The sequence below is a fragment of the Streptomyces sp. NPDC031274 genome (assembly GCF_055570235.1).
This window is the reverse complement of the sequence record NZ_JBVIHP010000484.1, coordinates 1-1,038: the sequence shown is the minus strand read 5'-3', so window position 1 is coordinate 1,038 and position 1,038 is coordinate 1. Positions and strand designations below refer to the sequence as shown.

Below are 1,038 nucleotides of genomic sequence, written 5' to 3'. Positions count from 1 at the left end.
GGAATCCGAAGGCGCATCCCACCAAGCCGTCTGCCTCCGCGATCACCATGGCGAACCCCGGCCGACGGATGTCACTGGTGATCCCGTTCAGGAAGTCCTCCCGGCTTCGACGGCGGTACTCCTCGCCGGGTTCGGTCTCGCAGGAGGCCACGTACAGATTCGCCAGGTCCTGGCGCAAGTCCTCTGCCAGCCAGCGGTTCACCCGACGCAGCCGCACCGCGGCCATGTCGGCCGCCCTGTCGACAACGGGCTGCTCTGACCTTTCTCGCCGGGACCAGGCCCTCACAGCACACCGTCCGGCGCGACAGGGGCGGCAGGAGCGAGCCGATGCAACGTCTCGAAGCACGCCACGGTGAGCGGGACACGGGCGCTGGTGGGGAGGGCGCCCTGGAGAGGAACCTGGGCTGGAACGGTCGGCAGCCCCAGGAGCAGGAAGCTGTACCCGGTGAGCTCGAGCATCCGGGCCAGCATGGGAGGCGGGTAATGCAGGCGCAGCGTCCCGTCGGCCGCGGAGGTGCGCAGGAACGCCTCGACGAAGGCGTTGAGACCGCTGCAGTCGCAGAAGGTGACAGGGGTGAGGTCGACGTCGATGGTGCGCATGCCATCGCGCAAGCACTGCTCAAAGGCTGTGCGCATCGCTGGCTGGGTCCCCAGGTCGATCTCACCGGCCAGGGTGATCAGGGCCCGGGTCTTCCTGTCGTGCCGGTAGATGTTCAACTGCGGTAGGGACATGACGCCTCGGTTCCTGAGACCCGCCGGTCAGAGCCATGGGATATGGCCGGACTCTCGGCTCCTCCAAGGGCGTTCCCGGCAAGGGCATACATTCGACGGAGGCTGCGACGCGGTGCGTCCGGCGATCTGTCCACCGGACAAGGGGCACGCCCAGTTCCCTCCAGGGGGATGCGCCGGGTGATCGGACGAAGAGGATCCGTTCCCCGCGGCCATCTGTGCTGAGCAACAACAGGTCCGCCGGGGTCCAGGACGTCCGTACTTCAGGGTAGTCCCGATCCCGTCCCAGCAGAGGCTGGAAGACGCCCA

1 protein-coding gene and 1 pseudogene are annotated in these 1,038 nt (G+C 67.6%); both read right to left on the bottom strand.

Annotated features, from left to right (window positions below):
* A pseudogene (locus tag ACZ5CR_RS47355) lies at positions 1-226 on the bottom strand (hypothetical protein); the annotation flags it as partial.
* 56 nt (positions 227-282) lie between these two features.
* Positions 283-732 carry an STAS domain-containing protein gene (locus tag ACZ5CR_RS47350; protein ID WP_468870273.1) on the bottom strand — a complete coding sequence of 150 codons (450 nt, stop codon included), beginning with the start codon at positions 730-732 and terminating at the stop codon, positions 283-285.
* Positions 733-1,038: the final 306 nt, after the last annotated feature.